At 64.2% G+C, this 20,019-nt stretch carries 25 protein-coding genes; 5 read left to right on the top strand and 20 right to left on the bottom strand.

What is annotated here, in order from left to right:
* The first annotated feature begins 236 nt into the window (after positions 1–236).
* Positions 237–494, top strand: coding sequence for a hypothetical protein (locus tag AAC071_RS04465; protein WP_339830473.1), 258 nt, complete (start codon positions 237–239; stop codon positions 492–494).
* A 156-nt stretch (positions 495–650) separates the two neighbouring features.
* Here the strand turns inward: AAC071_RS04465 and AAC071_RS04460 are convergent, their stop codons facing one another.
* From AAC071_RS04460 to AAC071_RS04450, 3 genes are read right to left on the bottom strand one after another with little or no spacing between them, the layout of a single operon-like run.
* Positions 651–1,313, bottom strand: coding sequence for an RluA family pseudouridine synthase (locus tag AAC071_RS04460; protein ID WP_339830471.1), 663 nt, complete (start codon positions 1,311–1,313; stop codon positions 651–653).
* A gap of 6 nt (positions 1,314–1,319) precedes the next feature.
* Complete coding sequence (locus AAC071_RS04455) at positions 1,320–1,541, bottom strand: SlyX family protein (protein WP_339830469.1); 222 nt, start codon at positions 1,539–1,541, stop codon at positions 1,320–1,322.
* A complete protein-coding gene (locus AAC071_RS04450; protein WP_339830468.1) occupies positions 1,538–1,795 on the bottom strand; it encodes a GIY-YIG nuclease family protein in 258 nt (85 codons plus the stop codon). The genes AAC071_RS04455 and AAC071_RS04450 overlap by 4 nt, the downstream gene beginning before the upstream one ends.
* Before the next feature lie 128 nt (positions 1,796–1,923).
* Here AAC071_RS04450 and AAC071_RS04445 point away from each other — a divergent pair, with 128 nt between their 5' ends.
* Positions 1,924–2,529 carry an exopolysaccharide biosynthesis protein gene (locus AAC071_RS04445; protein ID WP_339830467.1) on the top strand — a complete coding sequence of 202 codons (606 nt, stop codon included), beginning with the start codon at positions 1,924–1,926 and terminating at the stop codon, positions 2,527–2,529.
* Positions 2,530–2,542: 13 nt separating this feature from the next.
* Here AAC071_RS04445 and AAC071_RS04440 read toward each other — a convergent pair whose 3' ends face one another.
* From AAC071_RS04440 to egtB, 3 genes are read right to left on the bottom strand one after another with little or no spacing between them, the layout of a single operon-like run.
* Positions 2,543–3,169 carry a glutathione S-transferase gene (locus AAC071_RS04440; protein WP_339830465.1) on the bottom strand — a complete coding sequence of 209 codons (627 nt, stop codon included), beginning with the start codon at positions 3,167–3,169 and terminating at the stop codon, positions 2,543–2,545.
* 40 nt (positions 3,170–3,209) lie between these two features.
* Positions 3,210–4,187 carry an L-histidine N(alpha)-methyltransferase gene (gene egtD / locus AAC071_RS04435; protein WP_339830463.1) on the bottom strand — a complete coding sequence of 326 codons (978 nt, stop codon included), beginning with the start codon at positions 4,185–4,187 and terminating at the stop codon, positions 3,210–3,212.
* Entirely contained in the window at positions 4,184–5,464 is a 1,281-nt protein-coding gene (egtB, locus tag AAC071_RS04430; RefSeq protein WP_339830461.1) for an ergothioneine biosynthesis protein EgtB, read from the bottom strand. Before egtB ends, egtD begins: the two co-directional genes overlap by 4 nt.
* A gap of 159 nt (positions 5,465–5,623) precedes the next feature.
* On the opposite strand from egtB, the gene AAC071_RS04425 reads away from it, so the two are divergent.
* A complete protein-coding gene (locus tag AAC071_RS04425; RefSeq protein WP_339830459.1) occupies positions 5,624–5,854 on the top strand; it encodes a hypothetical protein in 231 nt (76 codons plus the stop codon).
* A gap of 63 nt (positions 5,855–5,917) precedes the next feature.
* Here the strand turns inward: AAC071_RS04425 and AAC071_RS04420 are convergent, their stop codons facing one another.
* The 11 genes from AAC071_RS04420 to AAC071_RS04370 all read right to left on the bottom strand — a co-directional run bounded on the left by AAC071_RS04420 (position 5,918) and on the right by AAC071_RS04370 (position 16,110).
* On the bottom strand, positions 5,918–6,121 hold the full coding sequence (locus AAC071_RS04420) for a cold-shock protein (protein ID WP_304734018.1): 204 nt from the start codon (positions 6,119–6,121) through the stop codon (positions 5,918–5,920).
* A 423-nt stretch (positions 6,122–6,544) separates the two neighbouring features.
* Complete coding sequence (locus AAC071_RS04415; RefSeq protein WP_339830454.1) at positions 6,545–6,781, bottom strand: AMP nucleosidase; 237 nt, start codon at positions 6,779–6,781, stop codon at positions 6,545–6,547.
* A gap of 109 nt (positions 6,782–6,890) precedes the next feature.
* The gene (locus AAC071_RS04410) at positions 6,891–7,904 is read right to left on the bottom strand and encodes a nickel/cobalt transporter (protein ID WP_339830452.1); all 1,014 of its coding nucleotides are present in this window, start codon (positions 7,902–7,904) and stop codon (positions 6,891–6,893) included.
* On the bottom strand, positions 7,886–8,563 hold the full coding sequence (locus AAC071_RS04405; RefSeq protein ID WP_339830450.1) for a DUF1007 family protein: 678 nt from the start codon (positions 8,561–8,563) through the stop codon (positions 7,886–7,888). The genes AAC071_RS04410 and AAC071_RS04405 overlap by 19 nt, the downstream gene beginning before the upstream one ends.
* A gap of 69 nt (positions 8,564–8,632) precedes the next feature.
* Positions 8,633–9,772, bottom strand: coding sequence for an acyl-CoA dehydrogenase family protein (locus AAC071_RS04400; RefSeq protein WP_339830448.1), 1,140 nt, complete (start codon positions 9,770–9,772; stop codon positions 8,633–8,635).
* Positions 9,773–9,869: 97 nt separating this feature from the next.
* Positions 9,870–11,066, bottom strand: coding sequence for an acyl-CoA dehydrogenase family protein (locus AAC071_RS04395; protein ID WP_339830446.1), 1,197 nt, complete (start codon positions 11,064–11,066; stop codon positions 9,870–9,872).
* Between the two features lie 120 nt (positions 11,067–11,186).
* Positions 11,187–12,236 carry a 2-hydroxyacid dehydrogenase gene (locus tag AAC071_RS04390; RefSeq protein ID WP_339830444.1) on the bottom strand — a complete coding sequence of 350 codons (1,050 nt, stop codon included), beginning with the start codon at positions 12,234–12,236 and terminating at the stop codon, positions 11,187–11,189.
* Positions 12,237–12,250: 14 nt separating this feature from the next.
* Positions 12,251–12,730 (bottom strand): nuclear transport factor 2 family protein, encoded by a 480-nt coding sequence (locus tag AAC071_RS04385; RefSeq protein ID WP_339830442.1) that lies wholly within the window; start codon positions 12,728–12,730, stop codon positions 12,251–12,253.
* Positions 12,731–12,747: 17 nt separating this feature from the next.
* A complete protein-coding gene (locus AAC071_RS04380; RefSeq protein ID WP_339830440.1) occupies positions 12,748–14,358 on the bottom strand; it encodes an acyl-CoA synthetase in 1,611 nt (536 codons plus the stop codon).
* A 147-nt stretch (positions 14,359–14,505) separates the two neighbouring features.
* Entirely contained in the window at positions 14,506–15,393 is an 888-nt protein-coding gene (locus tag AAC071_RS04375; protein WP_339830438.1) for a hypothetical protein, read from the bottom strand.
* 60 nt (positions 15,394–15,453) lie between these two features.
* Positions 15,454–16,110, bottom strand: coding sequence for a hypothetical protein (locus AAC071_RS04370; protein ID WP_339830436.1), 657 nt, complete (start codon positions 16,108–16,110; stop codon positions 15,454–15,456).
* A 91-nt stretch (positions 16,111–16,201) separates the two neighbouring features.
* Here AAC071_RS04370 and AAC071_RS04365 point away from each other — a divergent pair, with 91 nt between their 5' ends.
* A complete protein-coding gene (locus AAC071_RS04365; RefSeq protein WP_339830435.1) occupies positions 16,202–16,801 on the top strand; it encodes a helix-turn-helix domain-containing protein in 600 nt (199 codons plus the stop codon).
* A gap of 51 nt (positions 16,802–16,852) precedes the next feature.
* Here AAC071_RS04365 and AAC071_RS04360 read toward each other — a convergent pair whose 3' ends face one another.
* Positions 16,853–17,986 carry a ferritin-like domain-containing protein gene (locus AAC071_RS04360; protein WP_339830434.1) on the bottom strand — a complete coding sequence of 378 codons (1,134 nt, stop codon included), beginning with the start codon at positions 17,984–17,986 and terminating at the stop codon, positions 16,853–16,855.
* A 158-nt stretch (positions 17,987–18,144) separates the two neighbouring features.
* Between AAC071_RS04360 and AAC071_RS04355 the strand changes: the two genes are divergently transcribed.
* Entirely contained in the window at positions 18,145–18,972 is an 828-nt protein-coding gene (locus AAC071_RS04355) for an alpha/beta hydrolase (RefSeq protein ID WP_339830433.1), read from the top strand.
* Positions 18,973–18,974: 2 nt separating this feature from the next.
* Here AAC071_RS04355 and AAC071_RS04350 read toward each other — a convergent pair whose 3' ends face one another.
* Positions 18,975–19,484 (bottom strand): response regulator, encoded by a 510-nt coding sequence (locus AAC071_RS04350; RefSeq protein WP_339830432.1) that lies wholly within the window; start codon positions 19,482–19,484, stop codon positions 18,975–18,977.
* On the bottom strand, positions 19,481–20,017 hold the full coding sequence (locus AAC071_RS04345; protein ID WP_339830431.1) for a hypothetical protein: 537 nt from the start codon (positions 20,015–20,017) through the stop codon (positions 19,481–19,483). Before AAC071_RS04345 ends, AAC071_RS04350 begins: the two co-directional genes overlap by 4 nt.
* Positions 20,018–20,019 lie beyond the last annotated feature (2 nt).

Below are 20,019 nucleotides of genomic sequence, written 5' to 3'. Positions count from 1 at the left end.
AAGATTGGGCGTTGTGGAGCGGTTTTGGGCTAAAGCGGAATCATAATCCGCGTGTCGGGGGTTCGAGTCCCTCCTCCGCTACCAAATTTCATTTTAAAACAACGACTTAACTCCAACACGTCCATGCCGGCATTTCGGCATGGCTCCTGCAGCGCGAGGTCCAAGAGCCCTTTCGGGGCACGGATTTTCGCTGCCTTTGTGCCGAAATGGCGCAGGCGTGTCACAGGATGGAGCAAATGAAGATTCTTCTTTCCCGAACCGGATTGACGCTGGGTGCGATCATGGCGGTTGCTGCGGCGCTTGCCCTTTATGCGTTTGTCGGCGCCTCGTCGGCCTATGCCTGCAACGTCAATCACAATATCAATTCGAACTTCAATTCGAATTTCAACTCGAACTTCAATTTCAACAGCAATACCAACGTCAACGGCAACAGCAACTCGAATTCGAACAGTAATTCGACAACAACCAGCCTGCGGGTCAGCGTCACCGGCTGACAGCGGACCCCCCCCTCTGTCATCGAACTGTCACGAAACTGTCACAAAAGCCGGATGCGGGTCGTACCACCGCTTCCGGCTTTTTCCTTGCCCCCGGGGACAAGTCTCTGCTGACCCCGGGGACAAAGCGGGGACAAGTGCCTGGCGGCCTGCCTCCTAGAAGGGGCAGGGATCGCGGAAGGTGCAGAAGCGGCCATCCGCGGGGTGGCGCAGCGTCAGTTCGAGGGCATGGAGCTGCAACCGGTCGGCCGCCCGCAGCGCTTCGTCATGGGCGTAGAAGTTGTCGCCGAGCACCGGATGGCCGAGGCTCAGCAAATGGACCCTGAGCTGATGCGAACGGCCCGTCAGTGGACGGAGCATCACGCGGGTCGCGCCCGGTTCGCGTTCCATCACTTCCCATTGCGTCAGCGCCGGCCGGCCGTTGTCGCGATCGATCATCTGTTTCGGCCGGTTGGGCCAGTCGCAGGCGATCGGCGCGTCGACACAGCCCTTCATATTGGCGACCTCTCCCCAGACCCGCGCGACATAGGCCTTCCCGATCCGGCGGCGTTCGAACTGAAGGCCGAGATGGCGTTGCGCCTTGCGGTTCAGCGCCATCACCATGATTCCCGAGGTGTCGCGGTCGAGACGGTGAACCAACAGGGCGCCCGGAAAGGCGTTGCGCGCCCGGCTCTCCAGGCAATCGGCCAGCGCCGGATCCTTGCCGGGAACCGAGAGCAGACCGCTCGGCTTCGAGAGAACCAGAAGATCGTCGTCGCGGTGGAGGACCGACAGATCCGTTTCGACGGTGACGGCGCTGTGTGCGGGGGCGGTCAGCATCGCTGATCAATAGTGCGGCGGTGGCGGTTCGGCGCCCGCAGGGGCGTCGGCGCGGTCCTCGACCGCCTGCAGACGGCCGCCCAGCGTGCCGAGGCGGCGGCTCAGCTCGTCGATCGCCTGCCATTGACGGGCGACAAGCTCGTTCAGTTCCTCGATCTCGCGTTCGCGGTGGGCGAGCCGTGCCTCCAGCTCATCGATCCGCTCACTGAGGGGTGCCGTTTCGGTCATTGCTCTGCCTTGCCAACCAGTTTCCGCTTTTCCGCCGCGCTCAGCTTCTTGACGGCATATTCCGCCTTCGAGGCTTCGGAGCGATTGGCGAAGGCCTCGACCATCGCCAGCCGGACCGGCGGATAGCTGCGGGTGAATTTTGCGCCGCGCCCCTCGGCATGCGCCTTGTAGCGCGCCTCGGGATCGAGCGCGATACCGGTGTAGAGCCTGCCGCCCGCGCATTCCAGAATATAGAGATACCAAGGTCTGTTCATCGGCGGTTCCATATGCGCCCGGCGCATCGCGCGGTTGTCAAATGCCATATTGGCGCAGTGACGGCCTGCGTCAAAAGGTGTTAGATGCCAGCCGGCCCGGGGAAGGTACGGATTTCGATGAGACGTCGATGAAGCAACGAAGAAGCGGCGCCCTGCGCGGGCTAGCGCAGGTCGGCACCCGCAAGAGGCCGAATGGCAGCACGCTGGGCGAGGTGCTGGAGTCGCTGGGCGATCGCAGCTTCGGCTGGGGATTCGTGCTGGTCGGTCTCGTCAACATGCTGCCGCTGCCGCCCGGCGCCAACCTCTTTCTGGGGTTGCCGGCGATCTTCATCGCCGCGCAGATGGCCCTCGGTCGACGGGCCCTGTGGCTTCCCGATCTGATCACGAAGCGGCTGTTCGCCCGCAAGCGCTGGCGGGCTGGGGCGCTGAAGGCCCTGCCGCTGGCCCGGCCGCTGTCGCGGGTCATGCGGATGCGCATGCCTGGCCTGTTTCGCGGACCGGCCGAACGCCCGCTCGGCGTGCTGCTGCTGATGACCGCGCTGGTCCTGTGCATGCCGGTGCCGTTCACGGGCTGGCTGCCGGCGATTTCGCTTTTCGTGGTCGGGCTCGGCCTTGTCGAGCATGACGGACTTGTGGTCGGCATCGGCGCCAGCGTCGCCAGCGCGGCGATCGGCGTTGCCGCCTTTGTCATCGCTGCGATCTGGTTCGGACTCAATTACGCCGCGCATTACTAGACAGCGAGAGACGTCAGCCGCCCAAATCGTACTGGCCGCCGCGCTCGACGCCGCGCTTGTAGGCCGGCCGCGCATGGATCGCGTCGAGATAGCGGTTGAGATTGGCGTAAGGCTTCATCAGGCCGAGCGAACGGGCGGCTTCAAGTACGAAGACGATCTGGAAATCGGCGCCGGTCAGCGTGTTGCCGACGAAGAAGTCGTTCTTTCCGAGCGCCTTGTCCATGTAGCCGAAGTGATTGGCAATCTCGCTTTCGAGGCGCGGACGCAAGGGCGCGGCGGCGTCGCCGAGGCGCATCGTGTAGAGCGTCAGCATGACCGGCAGCATCGCCGATCCCTCGGCGTAATGCATCCAGTGCAGCCAGGGCAAGAAATCCGGCGTGTTCTCGCCCGGCATGAACTTGCCCTTGCCGTATTTGCGGATCAGATATTCGACAATGGCGCCCGATTCGGCGACTGTTTCGCCGCCGTCGGTGATGACGGGCGACTTGCCGAGCGGATGGATCTTCCGCAGCTCGTCGGGCGCGAGATTTGTGGTGGCATCGCGCTTGTAGCCGGCGATCTCATAGTCGAGGCCAAGCTCCTCCAGCAGCCAGAGGATGCGCTGGGAACGCGAATTGTTGAGATGGTGGACGGTAATCATGCGCGCCTCGTGCTTGCCGGTTGCCAGATGTCGTTGCGGCCTATCTTGCACGAAGCGCGTGAACGCTGAAGAACTGTTTTTCGTCGGTCCAGACTTCGATCGGATCGTAGCCGCCACGGGCGGCGAGATCGCGGAAGCCGTCGAGCCGGTACTTGTGCGAGCTTTCGGTGTGGATTGTCTCGCCTTCCTGGAAATGAAAGCGCTGCGCGCCGATGGCGACATCCTGGTCGCGCAGCGACACAAGATGCATCTCGATGCGTTCCAGACCGTCGTTCCAGCGTGCCTCGTGACGAAAGCGCGACAGATCGAAGGTGCCGCCGAGTTCGCGGTTGATGCGCCTGAGCAGATTGAGGTTGAAAGCGGCGGTGACGCCGGCCGCGTCGTCATAAGCGGCGCGCAGCACGTCGATATCCTTTACCAGATCGATCCCGACGATCATTATCGCGCCGCTGCCGAGCAGGTCGTGGGTGCCGGCGAGGAAGGCGGCTGCTTCTTCCTTCGTGAAATTTCCGATGGTCGAGCCGGGGAAGAAACCGGCCGTCGTTTCATGTGCGACGCCGGGGACATCGGGCAAGGCGAAGGGAGCGGTGTAGTCGGCACAAACCGGTGCGATGCGAAGCTCGGGAAAGGTCCTGGCGAGGTCGGTGCTGGCGGCGACAAGATGATCGCGCGAAATGTCGACCGGAAGATAGACGGCGGGGCGGTCGAGGGCGTCCAGCAGGATGCGGATCTTCGTTCCGGCACCCGAACCGAATTCGACCAGCCGGGTGCGCGGTCCGAGCAGGCGCGCAATGTCGCTTGCGTGGCGCTCGAGAATGCCGGTCTCGGTGCGTGTCGGATAATATTCGGGCAGTTCGCAGATATCGTCGAAGAGGCGCGAGCCGCGGGCGTCATAGAGGAACTTGCTGGATATGAATTTCCGCGGTGCCGAAAGTCCGTCGATCACGCCGCTGCGGAATTCGTCGAGCGAGGGTTCATGGTCCTGAAGCTCCGCCAGCCGTGTCTTGCTTCCTGTCATGCGTCCTCCGCCAGCCTGAAGCCGCTGAATTGCCATCTGGCACCGGGCCAGAAAAAGTTTCGATAGCTCGGCCGCTCGTGGCCCGGCGGCGTGGCACAGGAGCGGCCGCGCAGCACCATCTGGTTGACCATGAACTTGCCGTTGTATTCGCCGACCGCGCCGCTTGCGGGCCGGAAGCCCGGATAGGGCAGGTAGGCGCTGCCGGTCCATTCCCAGACGTCCTGACAGAAGCCGCGCGCCAGCGGGCGCGGATGCAGATTGAGCGCCGGTTGGTGTTCGTTCGGATGCGGCCAGGTGCGGGCCGCGACTTCCCATTCGGCTTCGTCCGGCAGACGCTTGCCGGCCCAGGCGGCATAGGCGGCCGCTTCGTAGAGACTGACATGCGTTACCGGTTCGTCCTGACGCAGACGCAACCGCCCGTGCAGGGTGTAGGCGGTCCAGCCGAGATCTTCATCGTGTCGCCAATAGGCCGGTGCGCGCCAGCCTTCCGCCTGCACGGCCTCCCAGCCGTCGGCATGCCAGAATTCCGGGCGGCGGTAGCCGTCATCCGCCATGAAGTCGAGATATTCGCCGATGCTGACGGGCCGTGTGGCGACGCGCGCATCGTTGAGCAGTACACGATGGGCCGGGCCTTCATTGTCGAAGGCAAAGCCTGCGCCGTCATGGCCGATGGTGTAGGCACCGGCCGCAATTTCGTGCCAGCCGAGCTGCGGCGCGGCGTCGTTGGCAGCCGGATTGCGCTCGCGACGGCTGTAAACGGGCTCTGTCGGATTGAGCGAGAATGCATGCTTGATGTCGGTGAGCAGCAATTCCTGATGCTGCTGCTCGTGATGGAGGCCGAGTTCGACGAGAGTTGCGGTGTCTTCCGGGCAATCGTCGAGGAGCCGCTGCATCGCCGCATCGACATGTGCGCGATAATCTGCGACTTCGCCGGCGGACGGGCGTGTGATCATGCCGCGTTGGGCGCGGGCCAGACGCTCGCCAAACGCCTCGTAGTAGGAATTGAAAAGATAGTGATAGCTCTCGTCGAACTGCGCGTAGCCCGGAAGCCGGGGACGCAGCAGGAACGTCTCGAAGAACCATGTCGTGTGGGCGCGGTGCCATTTCGCGGGACTGGCCGCCGTCATCGACTGGATCGTCTGATCTTCGGCACTGAGCGGGGCGGCAAGCGCCTCGGTCGTTTCGCGGACGGCCTTGTAGCGTTCCTTCAGGCTGGCCTGACAGGCATTTGCACAGCCGGCTGCATCGCCGCGCGCGTGGGGGAGGGATTCCGTCATAGGCCGATTTGCCGCCGCTCGCGATTGTCGCTCCTTCCATAATGGTCACGAAGCGACCCGGTTCCAACCCCGCAGAGCCTCTTTGGAGAACAAAAAATCCAACGACGATGTTCTTGACAGAGAGGCGACAGCTAAAAAAATCCCGCGCGGTGCTTCGCCGTGGCGCGTATAGTCCGCAATGCAGACATGCGCAGTCGACGCCGGCACGGATCGTTCGCGCCGCCGTCAGCGCTTCAACAGGAGGCCAAATTGGCCAAAGGTCAGAAGAAGAGCAATCGCGAAGCCAAGAAGCCCAAGGCGGACAAGAACAAGAAGAAGGCTCCCGCCGCGGCCGCTTCGCCCTTCGCGGCACCGACCAAGACGCCCCCCGGCAAGGGCGGCAAGAAATAAGCCTGCAAACGAAAATGGCCGGGCGCGAAGCCCGGCCATCCGATCCATCGAAGGATAAATGCCTTACGCCACTGTCAGATTGGCAGCGGACGTCTTGCCTTTTTCGGTCACGAGTTCGTAGTTGACCTTCTGGCCTTCGTTCAGCGTGCTGAGGCCAGCGCGCTCCACGGCGCTGATGTGAACGAACACATCGCGGCCACCGTCGGACGGCTGAATGAAGCCGTAACCCTTCTGGCCGTTGAACCACTTCACGATACCTGTCGCCATCTCTTCGTCTCCTCAAACGCATTTGCATGCGTCAATAACCGCGCGCCTATCGCGCGGCGTCGTACAACCTGATCTTTTGGGAGTCTTGAAAAGGCCCGTAGGACGGAGCAGCCAAGCCAGGCCAAAATGTCGATTGCCCGGAAAGACAACAGGATAAGACTGGCCAAGTCAACGGGTTTGTCCGCAGGTGGCGGCCGAAGAATGGCGGGAACCCGCGAAAAATAATGGCATTCATCAGGAGACGCTTGCGCGCTTTTTCTGCTGCGTATCGCGCGCGGCCAATCGCTTCTCCGGCATTTGCAGTCACGCCGCCGCCTTCGTACCGGTGCCGGAATGCGGTCTGCTTCTCCGTATTTGTCGCGCCGATCTTCGGCGCGACTTACAGAAGGCCGGTGAAATGCCGCCCGACAACGGACGGCTGCCTCACTTGTCGATGTTCTTGCGGACGAAGGTCACAGCATAAAACGCCTCGCCGTCGAACAGATCCCTGGGTGCACCGAGTCCCTCGATCATCTGGAACTTGCGCTGCACGATCTGGCCTTCCATGCGGTAGCCCTTCTCGCTCATGTTCCGGCGGTGGAATTCCATGGCGGCGGGGGTGAAATCGCGCGCAAGTACGGTGATGCGCTCGGGCTGGTCGCTGGTCTTGTCGTCGGCCATCGCTTGTCTCTAGCTCGTTTATGCTTATGCGGGAGGCGCGCGCGGTGCGCAGCGCGGTTTTCGGGGGCAGTATGGGGCGGGGGGCAGAGCTTGTCGATAGGCCGGGACGTCAGAAAAGCGGCTGGGCCGGCAGGGTGAAGGAGCCAACCAGCAGGAACAATCCAAAGAGCAGGATGAAGCCGCCACCCACGATCCGCAGGGTCCGTTCGAGACGCTGCGTCCAGGGACTGTCGACCTTGCCGGCAAGCCGAAGCGCAGCGTTTTTCGAGGCGACCGTCAGCAGCGCCAGCGCCGATACCGTGATCGCGGTTCCAACCGACATGGCGAAGGCTGAAAGCGCCCCGATGTGAAAGGCACCCTGCGTCAGCGCGAAGAGCAGCACCAGGATCGCGCCGCTGCAGGGGCGCAGCCCGACCGACAGGATGATCGCAATCATGCCTTTCAGGTCCCGCGCCTTGCGCAAATCCTGCGGCGCCGGCAGATGCGCGTGATCGTGGCCATGGTCATGGCCATGGTCATGGTCATGGTCATGATGGCCGTGATCATGGGTATGCACATGGATCGGGCGGAAGGCACGCCAGAGAAGCCAGGCGCCAATGCCTGCAATCAGCAGATAGCTTGCCCGTTCGACCATCGGCACGATGTCGGCCGTGGCACGCTGGGTCATGCCCAGCAGGACGGCCAGGATGCCGACCAGCAGGATTGCCGTCACGGCTTGCGCAAAGGCCGAGAGAAAGGCAATCAGGATGCCGCGCTTCACTTCGCGTTCGTCGGCAAGCAACCACGAGGTGACCACGACCTTGCCGTGACCCGGTCCGGCGGCGTGAAAGACGCCATAAAGGAAGGAGATCGATACGAGACCCCAGGCGGCGGCCAGCGAGCCCTGCAAATTGACGGCCCGCAAGGCGCCGGCCAGGGCACGATAATATTCCTGCTGCATGGCCATGATGTAGCGCATCAGCGTGGCCGCGAAGCCGGGTTCGGGCGGTGGCGCCTCGCCGCCCGGCATGGCGAAAGGGCTCTGGGCCAGGGCCGGCAGGTGAAACGCCAGCAATGCGGCCAGGACCGTCAATGCCGCCAGCGCGGTCCTGTTCGAGGCGGCGATCACGGCGTCTCCTGGCATGTCAGTGTCGCGGTTGCGGCGAACATTTCGCCGAATTGCGTCTGGCTGCCGGTAAAGGCCGTCTCAGGCAGCGTCGTCCAGACATTCTCGACATTCGGCGTTTCAATCCGGGTGGCGCAACGATCCGCCGCCGCGCCGACCAGCCGCAGCGGATCCTTTTCGACATAGTCGATCGAGATGTAATAGGAGGGATCGAAGACGCGGAATTTCGCCGGCGTTGCCGCCGTTGCAAGCTGTGGTTCCTCGAGGGGCAGGGTGAAGGTGAGGGTCAGGCGCCCGCTTTTTTCGTCCCAGGCCGAATGGGCATCGCGGGGCTTGCCGAATTTCGCCGTTTCGCCGCCCCGCGTCACCTCGGCAAAGTAGTTCCACTCCTCGAGATTGGTCATGTTGACGTCGGTCAGGGCGGCCAGATCCTCGGGCTTGTAAGCGCCGCCCGGCTTTTCGAGGCCGTCGAGCGCGAAGGCCGAATAGAATTCATCGAAGATCCAGACGATCGTGAGGGCGGCAAACCGTCCCTCGCCATCGATATGGGCTTCCGTCTTCAGGTCGATCCAGACATGGGGATGGGCCACGGCCGGCCCGGCCGTTGCAATCCCGCCCAGCATTGCCGCCAGAAGCGGCAGAATACGCACTGCCGAACCGAAACTGAAATTCACCATCGCCGACCGGCACCTCGCGGCATGTACATGGACGGATATCCGGACCGGGTCCGGATATCCGCGGGATCGTCAGAAGCCTTCCAGCAACGCATAACGGTCGCGATGGAAATTTCCGTCGCCGAAGGTCGCTGCCGCCACACGCGCACGCTTCATGAACAGGCCGATATCGAACTGGTCGGTCATGCCCATGCCGCCATGCATCTGCAGGCCTTCATTGGTCATCAGGGTGGCGATGTCGGACAGGCGCGCCTTGGCAAGGCTGGCAATCAGCGGCACGTCGTTGCGCCGGGCTTCGAGCGCGGAGAGCGCATCCAGCACGACCGACCGGGACAGCTCGATCTCGGCGAAGAGCACGGCCATGCGGTGCTGCAGTGCCTGGAAGGAGCCGATGACCTTGCCGAACTGCTTGCGCTCCTTCAGATAGGCCAGCGTCGTGTCGAAGACTTCCTGCACCAGACCCAGCATCTCGGCCGAGAGGCCGATGCGGGCGATGTCGAGCACCTGCTCCAGCACATCGATGCCGCCATCGACCGAGCCCAGCACGGCGGTGGCCGGCACGGCGACATTGTCGAAGGCGATCTCGGCGGCGTTGCGGCTATCGACCATCAGCGTGCGTGTGACTTTGACGCCTTCCGATTTCGGATCGACCAGGAACAGCGTGATGCCGGCCCGGTCGTTTTCGTTGCCGGCGGTGCGCGCGGCGACGATCAGCTGATCGGCGACATGACCGTCGAGCACAAAGGTCTTGCGGCCCGAAATCCTGAAATCCTTGCCATCGGCCGCGGCGCGGGTGGCGATGCGTGCCGGATTGTGGTGCGGGCCTTCTTCGAGCGCCAGCGCCATGACACGGTCGCCGGCGGCAATGGCCGAGAGAATGTCCTGGCGTTGCGTCGCATTGCCGGCGAGCTGTACGGCCGAGCCGCAGAGCAGCACGGTGGAGACCAGCGGGCTTGCCGCCAGCGTGCGGCCGGCCTGTTCGAGCACGAGGCCGAGACCGACGGGACCGAAATCGGTGCCGCCGTATTTTTCCGAGATCATGATGCCGGCAAAGCCGAGATCGGCCATCTCCTTCCAGAGGCCGCGGTCGAAGCCGGTGGCATCCTTCGTGTCGCGCAGCTTGCGCAGATTGGCGATCGGGGCGCGTTCCTGAAAGAACTGCGTTGCGGTGTCGCGCAGGAGCTGCTGCTCCTCGGTGAGTACTAGTGCCATCGCGTTTCTATGTCTTTTTCTGTTTCTGTGAATAGGCGAGGGCGCGCCGCAATTGTGCGTGAGTTGCCGGCGCGCCCGAACGGGAATGCGCTGCGCGTCAGTCGGGCAGGCCGAGCACGCGCTTCGAAACGACGTTCAGCTGGACCTCGCTGGTGCCGCCTTCGATCGAGTTGCCCTTGGAGCGCAACCAGGAGCGGGTGACGGCAATTTCGTCGCCAGTGAAACCTTCGCCCTCCCAGCCCAGCGCCTTCGTCCCCATGATTTCGAGCAGCAGTTCGAAGCGGCGCTTGTTGAGTTCGGTGCCGTAATATTTGAAGATCGACGAAGCGGCACCCGGACCCTGTCCGGCCTTGGCTTCCTCGGCCGAGCGCTGCATCGTCAATGCGAAGGCCTTGCCGTCCATCTTCTGGCGGGTGATGTGGTCGCGCAGCGCGGGGCTCGCGATGCGACCGTTCTCCTCGCCGTAATAATCCTTCGCCGCCTGTTCGAGGCCGCCGAGACCGGCACCGGAGCCCGCGCCACCGAGGCCCATGCCCGAGATCATCTCGCGTTCGTGCTGCAGCAGGCGCTTGGCAATGGTCCAGCCCTTGTTGAGTTCGCCGACCAGATTTCCCTTCGGCACCTTCACATCGGTGAAGAAGGTTTCGCAGAAGGGCGAGGCGCCCGAGATCATCGAGATCGGCCGCGCCTCGACACCGGGCGATGCCATGTCGAAGAGCAGGAAGCTGATGCCGTCGTGCTTCTTCGTCGGATCGGTGCGGACGAGGCAGAAAATCCAGTCGGCCTTGTCGGCATAGGAGGTCCAGATCTTCTGGCCGTTGACCAGGTAGTGATCGCCCTTGTCTTCGCATTTCGTCTGCAGGCCGGCGAGGTCCGAGCCCGCGCCCGGTTCCGAATAGCCCTGGCACCAGCGGATTTCGCCGCGCACGATTTTCGGCAGGTGTTCCTTCTTCTGCTCCTCGTTGGCGAATTCGAGCAGGGCCGGCCCGAGCATCCAGATGCCGAAGCTCGACAGCGCCGGACGCGCCTTGATGCGGCGCAGTTCCTGCTGGAGGACCTGGTTTTCCTCTTTCGAGAGACCGCCGCCGCCATATTCTTTCGGCCAGGTCGGCGCGGTCCAGCCGCGCGACGCCATGCGGTCGAGCCAGAGCTTCGCCTCGGGGTTCGGATATTTGGCGTTGCGGCCGCCCCAGACGGTTTCATCCTCGGAGGTCATCGGCGTCCGCATCGAGGGCGGGCAGTTCTCCTCCAGCCAGGCCCGTGTCTCCTGGCGGAATTTCTCCAGCGTTTCCATGGAAATCTCTCTCATAGGGGTTCGATTTTGGTTGGCGACAGCATAGCAACCGGCCCCGCCGAGGCAACCGGCATCGGCGGGTGAGGGGGAGGGCTCTTATGGGTGAATGCGGAACTTCGCTCAGGCCGCATTGGGGCGGCCGGTGCCGCGCATCACCAGCCCCGGCGGCTCGCGGCCTCCCGCGAAGGCATCGAGATTGGCGGCAATGGATTGCCAGCGCCGGACATCCGACCCCTCGGTGTGGGCCGAGCAATGCGGCGTCATGATCAGATTGTCGAGCGTGTGGAAGGGAAAACGCGAGGGGCGCGGATTCTCTTCCGGCGTGCCGCCGGGCAGCGGACGGTTCGGATAGATGTACCAGGTGTCGATGGCGGCGCCGGCAATGCGCTTGCCGGCAAGCGCCTTGTAAAGCGCTTCTTCCTCGATCACCGGTCCGCGCGCGACATTGACGATGACGGCGGACGGTTTCATGCGCGCGAAGGCGGCCGCGTCGATGGCGTGGCGGGTGTCGTCGTTGAGGTCGCAGGCGAGCAGGATGTAGTCGCTTTCGGCCAGAAAGCGTTCCGTGTCGGCGCGGGTGCCGATCCAGTCGAGCGGTGCGGGCGCCGCGTCGCGGGGGCTTCGGGCGATGGCAATGACGCGCATGCCGAAGGCCGCTGCACGGACCGCCGCCTCGCGGCCGATATTGCCATAGCCGAAAATGCCCAGCGTCTTTCCATGGACTTCGCCGTGCAGGGCTTCCGGGTCGCGGCTCGTGCCCTGATATTTCCACGAGCCGCCGCGAAAGCTGGCATCGAGCTTGCGGAAGCCGATCTCCCATTCGAGAAGGCTTGCGATCGCGAATTCGGCCATGGCCTGTTCATGACCGCGGGCGTTGCAGATGAAGCAGCCTTGCGGCAGGCCTTCCGGCTTCAGCCAGTCGAAGCCGGCAAAGGGAAGCTGGAAGAGGCGCAGCTTCTTCGCCTTCGGGATCAGCGCGAAGGCGCCGCCCGATACCAGCGCGTCGCTGCCCACCACCACGGCATCGGCGTCGCCGAGCAGCGCCTCGCCCCTGTCGACCGGATCGCCGGGCAGCCAGAGGCCGATCTCCCAGTCCGATGTCAGGCGCGCTTCCATATGGGCGCGGTTGTCGGCGCAGGTCTGGCCGAGCAGGGCAAGCTTCAGGGGCATCGGCTCTCCGGGGATCAGGATTTCAGATAGCGCGCGACGTCGGACCGTTCGCGCAGTTGCCGGGCCCATTTGCGCAGCACGCCGGCCAGGCGCGGCTCCTCGACGCCGAGCTGTGCCATGGCGACGCCGCCATTGACGCTTTCGCGGTAGTCGGCGATCAGCCCGTCGCGCAGTTCGAAACGGCTCATGCCGTCGATGACGACCTGGTTGCCTTCATATTGCGGCAGGGTCGAGACGAATTTCGAGAGCGACCAGGCGTAACCGAGATTACCGTTGCAGACAGGGTCGATCATGCGCCAGTCGTAGTCGCGCGCATCGCGGTGGAAGAGCTCTTCGAGCATATGGGCGATTTCGGCGCGGCCCTTGTGATCGCCATAGATGTAGTCGTGATAGACCGCATCCTCGGTGAAGCATTCGGCAAAGGCCTTGCCGTCGCCGGCCGTGGCGGCGGCGGAGAAGCGCGCGAGCAGGTCTGCAAATTCATCCGGCGTCATCGCGCTTCTCCTTTATTTCAGGCCGCGCCGAGTTCGCGCTTTGCGAATTCGGTCACGGTCTTGTAGTCGGCCTTGCCGTTCGGGGCCCGGAAGGGGACCGTGCCGATCAGAATGCGCTTGGGCGTCTTGTAACCGGCCAGCTGGTTGCGGACATGGGCCCGCAGCGCTTCCTCGTCGAAGGCGGCGCCGTTGCTGAGCTTGACGACGCCGGTGACGGCCTGGCCCCATTTCTCGTCGGGCAGGCCGACGACCAGCGCGTCCTCGATGGAGGGATGCGTCTTCAGCGCTTCCTCGACTTCTTCCGGGTAGACCTTTTCGCCGGCCGTGTTGATGCAGGCCGAGCCGCGGCCGAGCAGGGTCAGCGTGCCGTCGGGCTCGACGGTGCACCAGTCGCCGGGGATCGCATAGCGCTCCCCGCGTACCGTCTTGAAGGTGCGGGCGCTCTTTTCGGGATCCTTGTAGTAGCCGACCGGGATCGGCGCGCCGAGCGCGATGAAGCCCGGCTTGCCCGAGCCCGGCTCGACCAGTTCGTCGTTCTCGTCGAAGACCTTGCAGCGTTCGCCGATCTGGAACTTGGCGGTGGCGATCTCGCCGTCCTTCGTCATCAGCGAGGAGCCGAGGCCGACCGCTTCGGAGGCGCCGAAGCTGTCGGTCATGATCGCGTTCGGCATGTATTTCAGCAGGCCGCGCTTCACCTCGGTCGACCACATGACGCCCGAGGAGATGATGGTGACGATCGAGGACAGGTCGTATTTGCCGGGCGTCTCCTCGAGCGCGCGCAGCATCGGCTTGGCAAAGGCGTCGCCGACGATGGCGACCTGCTGGACCTTGTTGCGGTCGACTTCCGACCAGAGTTCGTGCGGGTCGAGCGAATGGCTGTCGAGGGTGACGATGCAGCCGCCCGAGACCATGTTGCCCAGCGCCGTCAGCAGCCCGGTGCCGTGCATCAGCGGGCAGGCCGGGATCATCGGACCGGCGGGGCCGACTTCCTTGATCGCCGCGACCAGGGCAGGCAGCGATTCCGGCACGGGGCCGAGGCGGCGCAGCGCCGAAAGCTGCACTTCGCGCAGATCGTCGTGGCGCCACATCACGCCTTTCGGCATGCCGGTGGTGCCGCCGGTATAGATGAAGAGCAAGTCGTCGGGCGAACGTTCGATGTCGAGCGTGGCGCCGGCGCCGGTATTGGCCAGGGTTTCGTAGCGTTCGGCAAAGGGCGCGATGTCGCCGCCGTCATTGACCTCGATGAAGGTCTGCACTTTCGTCAGGCGCGGGCGGATCTCCTCGATGATGTCGCGGAACTCGCTGCCATAGACGACGGTCTGCGCATCCGAATTGTCGAAGATGTAGAAGACTTCGTCGGGCTTGTAGCGGTAGTTGACGTTGACATGGGTCAGGCGCGATTTGAACCCGGCGGCCAGCAGTTCGATATATTCCGGCCGGTTGCGCATGTAGAAGGCCAGCTTGTCGCCGGGCTTCGCGCCGCGCTCGATCATGGCGCGGGCGAGATTGTTGGTGCGTTTCGTCGTCTCGCCCCAGGTGATGCGGCGGGGCCCATGAATGAAGGCCGGCGCTTCGGCCGGCAGGACGGGCGATATGGCGTCAAGAATGTCGCCGAAGTTCCAAGGCATGTTTTCCCTCCCGGAAAGCGTGTTCTGGCGGCCCCCGGCGCGGCGGCCGGGCGGGCCTGTTTCTTTTGCGGCCAATATAGGGAGGAAATCGCGGGCGGTCATCCGGCGCGCAGATGCCGCTGCGTCAAGCGCGCGGCAGTGATACGGCTAGCAGGGCAGGCCGGGGCCCGCGTCGCGGCTGGCGACCAGGCAATGGGCGGTGACGCCGGCCGCGCCGGCACGGAGCAGACGGTCGATCGCCTGCTTGAAGCGCCCGTCGACACGGATCGCGACATTGGGGTTGAGGCTGCCGCTGAACGGGCGTCCGGAGACATGGGTGATCGCGTTCGAGGCCTGCGAATTGACCGCGATCATGTAATCGGTGCCGCGCTCGCGCAGGATCAGCGGGCCGCCCGACCAGCCCGGCATCATGTCGCAATCGTGGTTCACGACACGCGGGTCGAAGCGGTTCAGATGGGAGCTGCGCTTGCGCACGGGGCCGCAATGCTCGGACATCTGCAGCGGGCCGCGCTCGCCATTGTGGCCGGCAAGCATGAAACGGGCGCCGGCTTCGCGCAGGGCGACGGCCGCCAGATCGTCGATCACCCGGGGTTTCAGCCTCTCGATGTCGCCGGGCAGGCGCCGGTCGAGCACGGCGACCGCCCAGTCATTGTGCCAGTCGCGGTCGCGATAGGGCGTGCGGCTGCCGCTTTCGATGAAGATGATGGCGGCGGCGATGTCGGGCGTGCCATGCGGGCGGAACGCACATTCCGTCAGGCGGCCCTGCGGGCCGATGAAGACATGGGCGGCCGAGGCGATGACCTCGTAGTCGCGGTCCTCGGGCAGCAGGGCGGAGGCCAGCAGGACGCCGGTCGGCCGCCTTGTCGTGCCCGCGCAGACAATGACGCCGACGCCGCTCAGGCCGTCTTCGGGGCGGATGTCGCGGCGGTCGTCGCGGCCGAAGATGTTGGCCTCGGCAGCGCCGGCCAGCAGCAATGCGAGGCCGAGGACGGCCGCGCCTGCCCACCGAGAGGGCCTGCCATTGGTCGCGCGCATCTGCACCTCCGGGGCCATTCGGGCCCAGACGACGGTCAGACTAGCACAGGCGACGCTGCGTCAACCAACAAGAGCGCGTGATCGGCTGCGGCGCCGGGCGGCCCAGGCCGTAATGCGCAGGCCGAGCGCCAGAAAGCCGAGGCCGGCGGTAATGGCGAAGATCACCCTGGGCTCGGGTGGGGTCTCGCTGGCGAGGCGGCCGAGATAGGAATTCATGAAGATCAGCCAGACATAGGCGACGCCGGTGAGATGCAGGCGGCGCCAGACTTTCGGGCCGAGCTTGCGGACCGACCAGTCGTTGGAGGTCAGCGCCAGCAGGGCGATGAAGATGTAAGCCAGGCCGCCGCCGATAATGGTGACGGTCTCCGGCATCTCGCCGATGGCGACGAACCATGACGTCAGCGCGCCGAGATGGATGAAATGAGCAAGCGCGAAGGAAAGCCCGAGATAGCGGCGGTGGCGCTTCAGCCAGCGCGTCGTGTCCGATGGGAAAAGCTGCGCCAGCGCGCCGGCCGCGAAGACCACGACGAAGATCAGGAAGGCAAAGCGGGCCGTGTAGCGCGTGATGTGAAGCAGGCCCTCTTCATTGGCGCCCTGGAGGGCGATGCTGCCGGCGGCGATGGCGGCAGCCACGCCGAGCACGGCGGCAAAGAGCCACCAGGGGATCTGCCGGCCGGGCCGGAAGGTCGGGTCGTTGCGGATCGCCTGGCCGGACATCGTTTCGCCCCCGAATTTTTCATACCGTCTGTATGAGATACAGGCTGTATAATCCGAAACGAGTTTCCATACAAGCTGTATGAAAGAGGAAATGACCCGCGAAACCCCTGCCAAGCGACCCTCGAAGAACCGCGACAAGCTGCTCGCGGCGGCGCGGCGGCTGTTTGCCGAGCGGGGCTATGCCGAGACCGGCACCGAGGACATCGTGCGGGCGGCCGGTGTGACGCGGGGCGCGCTCTATCACCAGTTTGCCGACAAGCGCGATCTCTTCCGGGCGCTGCTGGAGGAGATGCTGCCCGAGATCGGGCAGCGGCTTTTCGAGGAGACGATGGCGCAGATCACGCATGACCGCGAGGACCTCCAGGTCGGGTGCCGGGTGCTGCTCGGCATCTATACGGACGCGGAAGTGCGGCGGCTGTTCCTGATCGAAGGGCCGGCGGTGCTGGGGCTTGCCGGTTGGCAGGCGCTGCAGGCGCCGCTGTCGACGCTGTTTCTCGACCATGCGTTGCAGCATCTGGTGGATGAGGGGTTCATTGCGGCCGGCGAGATGCGGTCGATCAACGGCTTGCTGTCGGGCGCGCTGCAACAGGCGGCGCTCGGCATCGCGGCGGCCGACGACCCGGAGGCGGCGCGGGTGGAATATACGGCCGGGCTCGACCGGATCATCGACGGTCTGATGCATCAGGCGTGAAAAAGGGCGGCTCCCGGAGAAGCCGCCCTGTTCGTTTCGGTGCCGCGGGCGCTATTCGGCGGCGGACATCTTGTCGAGCGAATAGGCGCCGCCGCCCTGGCCGTTGAGCTGGCGCAGGAGCTTGATGCCTTCCTCGGCGATGTCGTCGCCGATCATGCGGTCGCCCTCGCCATAGAGTTCCTTCATGTCGATGAAGGCGGCGTAGTTCATGGCCGTGCGGTCGGTGATGATGCCGGCCTTCAGCAGCGTCTTGATCAGCACCCGGAAGATGTTCGAGCTTTCCTGCATGCTCTCGCGGATGTTGGTGTCGGTCATGGCTTCCATGAAGGCGCCCTGGACCCATTCCCATTCGAGGCCGACGGCGGCATAGATGTGCTTCTTCTGCTCGGGGCTGCCGAGATTGAAGAGCAGTACCTGGAAGACCTCCCAGGCCCAGTCCTCGATCGCATCGCGTTCTTCCGCCTTCAGGTTCGGAATGGTGCGGTCGGCCCAGATCTTGCCGAACTTGTGGTGGAAGGCCTCGTCCGTCATCGTGAGCTGCATCAGCTTCACCATCAGCGGATCGCGGCCCCATTTGTAGAAGGAGGCGAAGGCGCCCATGGCGAGGCCCTCGACCAGCATCTGCATGCCGACCAGCTTCTTCCAGACCAGCGGCGTGTTGACCAGTTCGGTCAGGACGTCGCCGAGCGCCGGGCCGACGGGCACCGGCTTGCCCCAGCGGGCCTTGATGTAGTTGGAGAAGCCGGCGACGTGGCGTGCTTCCTCGCGCGTCTGGTTGGCGGCGTATTCCTGCGCGCCCGGATCCTTGAGGATGTGGCAGAGGCTGGCCGACAGGGCCAGTGCGCCGGCTTCGCCGTGCAGAATCGAGGAGAGACCCCACTGCACGTCCATGTTGACCAGCTTGATCTTCTGCTTCTCGTCGAGCTTGTCCTTGACCGCGGTCTTGAGGTCGGTGTTCTGCGCGGGGTCGATCAGATACTCGTTCTCCATGTCGAACGGCGCGGAGAAGTCGATGTACTTCTTGTCCATCGGATCCCAGAAGTGATCATGGGTGGCCGAGATGATCTTGTCGAAAGCGGTGGAACGCTTGCCGTAGCGCTCGACTTCCATCATTGCGGGGAAGTCGTCCGGCGCGACCGCCTCATAGGCTGCATCCACGGTGATATTGGTCGTGATCTTTGTCATTTCTGCTCCTACCCTGATCGGCACAGCCAGTTGCCGCTGCCATGCCCCGTTTGAATATCAATATAGCGGCAGGGGTTAATGGATGCAAAAAATAGTGACGCTTCTGTCATTTTTAATAATTGTGATGTCAAGGCATTGAATCAAAAGGAAAAAAAGTGATGGATGGCGACCAATTGACTGCAGGAATGGTCGAAACGGCGCATGGGCGCCTCAGCTATCTGGACAGTGGCGGGGCGGGGCCGGCGGTGCTGTTCATCCACGGCAATTCCTCCTGCAAGGAAATCTTCGGCCGTCAGCTCGAAAGCGAGATCGGCCGACGCTATCGCTGCATCGCCTTCGATCTGCCGGGGCATGGCCAGAGCTCCGATGCGCCCGACCCGCAAAAGACCTATTCGATCCACGGCTTTGCCGATGCGGCGATAGCTTTCGCCGAGGCGCTCGGCGTCGAGCGCGCGGTGCTCATCGGCTGGTCGCTGGGCGGACATGCCGCGCTCGAGATGATGGCGCGCTGGCCCGGCACGGTGGCGGCGTGGATCACCGGGACGCCGCCGGCCGGTGCGGCCGATATGGGCGACGCCTTCCTGCCGTCGGACCATATGGCGCTGACCTTTGCCGAAAGCTTCACACCCGAACAGGCCGAGCTCTATGCGCAGGAGACGGTCGGGGAGGGCGTGCCTGTCGAGCCCTGGATGGTGGCAGGCTGCCAGCGTGCGGACGGGCGCTTCCGACCGCTGATGCTCAAGTCAGTGGCGGCCGGACTCGACCTGGACGGGCGCGAGATCGCGACGACGTCGCCACTGCCACTCGCCGTCGTCTCCGGCGCCGACGAGCCCTTTGTCAACAACGTGTTCCTCGAGAGCGTCAACTATCGCAATCTCTGGGACGGCAAGGTGCATGTACTTGAGGGTCTGGCACACAATCCGTTCTGGCAGGCGCCCGAACGCATCAATCCGCTGTTGTCGCGGTTTCTGGCCGAGGTGACGTGAGGTCAGACGGCGGTGTCGCCGGTGCCGCGCGGCGAGAGCCGGCGCTTTGGGGAGGGGCCGCGATAACCCGGTGTCTCGACGAAATGGATCGGCTTCGAGACCGCCGCGACGATGGCCTCGTAAAGCACGCCGGCCGAAAGCGGCTTCGGAAGGTAGTCGGTGACGCCCTGATCGCGGGCATGAACGATGCTTTCACGGCCGATATGGCCCGAGATCATCAGGATCGGCACGTCGGGGTTGGCGCCGTCCGCCGCATCGGCGGCACGGACGCGGTGCGTCATCTCGAAACCGTCCATCGGTTGCATCGAGCCGTCGGTGATGATGATGTCGGGCCGGTGTTCGGCGAAGGCGTCGAGCCCGCCAAGCCCATCGGGCGCTTCGAATATCTGTTCGACACCCATCGATTCGAGCAGGGCCGCGAGAAGGCGGCGCATTTCCGCGCTGTCCTCGACGACGAGAACCTTCAGTCTGCGGAAAAAGTCAGCGTCCGCCCTTGTCGGCGACGATGTCATCCCTGACGCCTCCGCTCCGTTGCGCTCGCCGCGATGAGTTTCTGCAAGGCGTTGAGCGTCTCGAGCGTGATGGCCGGATCGGCGCCGGGGCTTTCGAGGGCCTCGCGAATGGCGTCGAGATGAAAGCGGAAAATCGTGTCGTCATGCCATGCCGTCGTGCCGGCACTTTCAATATAGAGGCAAAGCGAATTGGCGAAGCGGCCGACCATCGGGTGACCGAAGGTGCCGGCGAGGCCGCGCATGTCGTGGAGAATGGCATAAAGCCGGCCCCGGGCTTCCGCATCGCCGCTGCAGGCGGGTTCGACCAGTGTCAGCAAGGTACGGACCTGCTCGCGGAGCGAGTCGCCATACCGGGCTTCAAGGCCCTTGATCGTCGATTGCATCTGGTCGAGAACGCGGGGATCGAGGCGCATCGGCGCGACGTAGTCTGCGCCGAGCTTGCGCTCCGCGATCGACGGCACCCGAATGAAACGAACTTCGGGCGGCGTCTGCTCGGCCGATTCCGCGTGGGTCGTCTTGCTGAGGTCAGTCATCG

Origin of the sequence: uncultured Parvibaculum sp., from assembly GCF_963975745.1 — a bacterium.
Classification (GTDB): Bacteria; Pseudomonadota; Alphaproteobacteria; order Parvibaculales; family Parvibaculaceae; genus Parvibaculum.
Note: the sequence above shows the minus strand (reverse complement) of the source record. Positions and strands in the feature narration are given on the sequence as shown.

What these genes read in the sequence shown, in the direction of transcription:
- AAC071_RS04445 (WP_339830467.1), top strand. Translation starts at nt 1,924, where the DNA reads ATGAAGCAACGAAGAAGCGGCGCCCTGCGCGGGCTAGCGCAGGTCGGC.
- egtB (WP_339830461.1), bottom strand. Translation starts at nt 5,464, where the DNA reads ATGACGGAATCCCTCCCCCACGCGCGCGGCGATGCAGCCGGCTGTGCA.
- AAC071_RS04370 (WP_339830436.1), bottom strand. Translation starts at nt 16,110, where the DNA reads ATGTCCGGCCAGGCGATCCGCAACGACCCGACCTTCCGGCCCGGCCGG.
- AAC071_RS04355 (WP_339830433.1), top strand. Translation starts at nt 18,145, where the DNA reads ATGGATGGCGACCAATTGACTGCAGGAATGGTCGAAACGGCGCATGGG.
- AAC071_RS04365 (WP_339830435.1), top strand. Translation starts at nt 16,202, where the DNA reads ATGACCCGCGAAACCCCTGCCAAGCGACCCTCGAAGAACCGCGACAAG.
- AAC071_RS04400 (WP_339830448.1), bottom strand. Translation starts at nt 9,772, where the DNA reads ATGGCACTAGTACTCACCGAGGAGCAGCAGCTCCTGCGCGACACCGCA.
- AAC071_RS04350 (WP_339830432.1), bottom strand. Translation starts at nt 19,484, where the DNA reads ATGACATCGTCGCCGACAAGGGCGGACGCTGACTTTTTCCGCAGACTG.
- AAC071_RS04465 (WP_339830473.1), top strand. Translation starts at nt 237, where the DNA reads ATGAAGATTCTTCTTTCCCGAACCGGATTGACGCTGGGTGCGATCATG.
- AAC071_RS04395 (WP_339830446.1), bottom strand. Translation starts at nt 11,066, where the DNA reads ATGGAAACGCTGGAGAAATTCCGCCAGGAGACACGGGCCTGGCTGGAG.
- AAC071_RS04390 (WP_339830444.1), bottom strand. Translation starts at nt 12,236, where the DNA reads ATGCCCCTGAAGCTTGCCCTGCTCGGCCAGACCTGCGCCGACAACCGC.
- egtD (WP_339830463.1), bottom strand. Translation starts at nt 4,187, where the DNA reads ATGACAGGAAGCAAGACACGGCTGGCGGAGCTTCAGGACCATGAACCC.
- AAC071_RS04440 (WP_339830465.1), bottom strand. Translation starts at nt 3,169, where the DNA reads ATGATTACCGTCCACCATCTCAACAATTCGCGTTCCCAGCGCATCCTC.
- AAC071_RS04405 (WP_339830450.1), bottom strand. Translation starts at nt 8,563, where the DNA reads ATGGTGAATTTCAGTTTCGGTTCGGCAGTGCGTATTCTGCCGCTTCTG.
- AAC071_RS04385 (WP_339830442.1), bottom strand. Translation starts at nt 12,730, where the DNA reads ATGACGCCGGATGAATTTGCAGACCTGCTCGCGCGCTTCTCCGCCGCC.
- AAC071_RS04460 (WP_339830471.1), bottom strand. Translation starts at nt 1,313, where the DNA reads ATGCTGACCGCCCCCGCACACAGCGCCGTCACCGTCGAAACGGATCTG.
- AAC071_RS04360 (WP_339830434.1), bottom strand. Translation starts at nt 17,986, where the DNA reads ATGACAAAGATCACGACCAATATCACCGTGGATGCAGCCTATGAGGCG.
- AAC071_RS04415 (WP_339830454.1), bottom strand. Translation starts at nt 6,781, where the DNA reads ATGGCCGACGACAAGACCAGCGACCAGCCCGAGCGCATCACCGTACTT.
- AAC071_RS04450 (WP_339830468.1), bottom strand. Translation starts at nt 1,795, where the DNA reads ATGAACAGACCTTGGTATCTCTATATTCTGGAATGCGCGGGCGGCAGG.
- AAC071_RS04345 (WP_339830431.1), bottom strand. Translation starts at nt 20,017, where the DNA reads ATGACTGACCTCAGCAAGACGACCCACGCGGAATCGGCCGAGCAGACG.
- AAC071_RS04420 (WP_304734018.1), bottom strand. Translation starts at nt 6,121, where the DNA reads ATGGCGACAGGTATCGTGAAGTGGTTCAACGGCCAGAAGGGTTACGGC.
- AAC071_RS04380 (WP_339830440.1), bottom strand. Translation starts at nt 14,358, where the DNA reads ATGCCTTGGAACTTCGGCGACATTCTTGACGCCATATCGCCCGTCCTG.
- AAC071_RS04455 (WP_339830469.1), bottom strand. Translation starts at nt 1,541, where the DNA reads ATGACCGAAACGGCACCCCTCAGTGAGCGGATCGATGAGCTGGAGGCA.
- AAC071_RS04375 (WP_339830438.1), bottom strand. Translation starts at nt 15,393, where the DNA reads ATGCGCGCGACCAATGGCAGGCCCTCTCGGTGGGCAGGCGCGGCCGTC.
- AAC071_RS04410 (WP_339830452.1), bottom strand. Translation starts at nt 7,904, where the DNA reads ATGCCAGGAGACGCCGTGATCGCCGCCTCGAACAGGACCGCGCTGGCG.